At 36.1% G+C, this 2,330-nt stretch carries 2 protein-coding genes and 1 pseudogene; all 3 read left to right on the forward strand.

What is annotated here, in order from left to right:
• Positions 1 to 248 precede the first annotated feature (248 nt).
• Entirely contained in the window at positions 249 to 920 is a 672-nt protein-coding gene (locus ABFX15_RS12200) for a cupin domain-containing protein (protein WP_428830623.1), read from the forward strand.
• A 1-nt stretch (position 921) separates the two neighbouring features.
• Positions 922 to 1,671, forward strand: coding sequence for a class I SAM-dependent methyltransferase (locus ABFX15_RS08190; protein ID WP_346024969.1), 750 nt, complete (start codon positions 922 to 924; stop codon positions 1,669 to 1,671).
• A 222-nt stretch (positions 1,672 to 1,893) separates the two neighbouring features.
• A pseudogene (locus ABFX15_RS08195) lies at positions 1,894 to 2,259 on the forward strand (M20/M25/M40 family metallo-hydrolase); the annotation flags it as partial.
• Positions 2,260 to 2,330: the final 71 nt, after the last annotated feature.

Below are 2,330 nucleotides of genomic sequence, written 5' to 3' on the forward strand. Positions count from 1 at the left end.
GCCTGTCTGAAAGAGACATTAATGAACGAGTTAGTACTATCTGAACAACATGTTCAAGACTTGTTAGATACTATCTTTGATAGTTTACCGGAACTCTTCAAGCCATTTTTAAAAGAAAATCAGCTGAATCAAATATCAAAAGCGGCATAATAATCGGTACCAAGTCAATGACACCAAGCGTCAAAGGCTATTTTTTAACTGCAAAACTTGAGTTATTTATATAATATCAATCGATAAGGAGGGGTAGTTTGAGGGATTTACCCATTGCAACAGTATTCAATAATACAGAGTTAGCAATTATGATGTCTGATCAAATTGTCAGCACGGCAATCGCAGAAACAAATATTTATGATATAACCGCTTTTGGACTTGGAGCGGGAGAATCGATTAGTACGGAGATTGTCGGTCTGGAAAAGTTAATTTATTGTCTCGAAGGCCAATTGGAAATAACCCATAATGAACAAGTTGTCGTTTTAGAAGCTGGATCGATGATCTTACTAGATCGTGGTTCCTATCATGCAATCAAAGCTAAAAATAAAGCTAGTTTTCAACAAATCCATATTTACCAAACAGAGGAGAATGAACAAATGATTAATAAAATTCCACATAATGAAACGATTCAGTTAGCTGATCAAATTGAAATTGTACCTAACAGAAAGTCGAGTAAGTCACTTGTTCAACACCAAACTTTAACATTAACATTATTTGCACTTGATAAAGGTCAACAAATTGCTCGACATACAGCGACTGGGGATGCACTTGTGCAAATTTTAGAAGGTGAAGCATTGATTACAATTGACCAGACTGACTACACCGTCAAAAAAGGTGAGAGCATTGTCATGCCTGCAGAAATACCCCATGCGTTAGAAGCTGTTGAAGCGTTTAAAATGTTACTAACAGTTGTAAAGGCAGGTGAATAATATGCGTGAAGCAGGACATTCCTTTCTTGCTAGATTAGGAAAAACACGGCTACGTCCTGGTGGCGTGGAAGCAACGGATTGGTTATTTAACCATGTTTCATTTAATAAAAACCAACACATCCTAGAAGTAGCTTGTAACCAATGTACAAATGCGATTGAGTTGGTCAAAAAAACAGGATGTTCGATCACAGCTGTTGATCTAGATAAACAAGTAATAGAGATAGCTAAGAAGCGGATAGAGGAAGCAAAGCTAACAGACCATATAACGGTTGAACGAGCGAATGCATTAAATCTTCCCTATCCCGACCAATCCTTTGACATCGTAATCAATGAGGCGATGTTAACGATGCTGGGAGACAAGCAAAAAGTAAAAGCAATTTCAGAATATTATCGAGTTTTAAAACCAGGTGGTCTGTTATTAACTCATGATGTTAAGCTTACAGATGGAGGTATGCCGAAAGTTGTAACAGACTTGCAACAAGCAATTCATGTTCAAGCTAAACCTCATGACGAAGCAGGCTGGCGTAATATCTTTAATCAAGCTGGCTTTGAAAATTTAGATGTAGCAACTGGTCCAATGTCATTAATGAATCCGATCGGTATGATTAAAGATGAAGGCTTGATACGGACGATGAAAATTTTTCGGCAGGCAATAAAAAAGGAAAATCGAGCCTATTTTAAATCAATGTTCCGCTTTTTCAAAACAAATAAATCAAATTTAGGTTATATTGCGATCGTTTCAACAAAGTAAATAGTCTTATTAATTTCATTAAAATCTCAATTTAACGATTTGACTCTCGTCTGCATGCTAGAATTCGCAATTAGAATTCTTTAAGACGAGGGTTTTTTAAAATTCGCTAAATTTTCTAACTAGTCCTTAAGCAAGTTTCTATTTAGTTTATGTTAGAATTAGATTAGTAATTAAACAAGTCAGAATCTAAGATCAACATCCCGAAAGGAGCTCGACTAATTCATGAAAAAACTAATCGATATGCTGGAACAACGAAAAGATGAAATGGTAGCGATTCGCAGACATCTACATCAACACCCTGAACTGTCATTTCAAGAAGAAAAAACAGCTGCCTATATTGAAAAGTTTTATCAAGGAAAAGATATCAAAATTGACACAAACATTGGTAATGGCTATGGCATCATTGTTACTATTGAAGGTGGAAAAGCAGGCAAAACTGTTGCACTTCGAGCTGATTTTGATGCTCTCCCAATTCAAGAAGAAGCTGACGTCCCTTTTAAATCTAAAAATGATGGTGTCATGCATGCGTGTGGGCATGATGCACATACAGCTTACCTACTTGTTTTAGCAGACTGTTTGATTCAACTCACTAGTGTTGCATTAAAAATTTAACTGTTTCATGACATAAAAAAGTCCTTTATAATGGGGTTGGATGACTT

It is taken from the genome of Alkalibacterium indicireducens, from assembly GCF_039522005.1.
Classification (GTDB): Bacteria; Bacillota; Bacilli; order Lactobacillales; family Carnobacteriaceae_A; genus Alkalibacterium; species Alkalibacterium indicireducens.

Coding starts and splice junctions, on each gene's coding strand:
- ABFX15_RS08190 (WP_346024969.1), top strand. CDS start 922: ATGCGTGAAGCAGGACATTCCTTTCTTGCTAGATTAGGAAAAACACGG.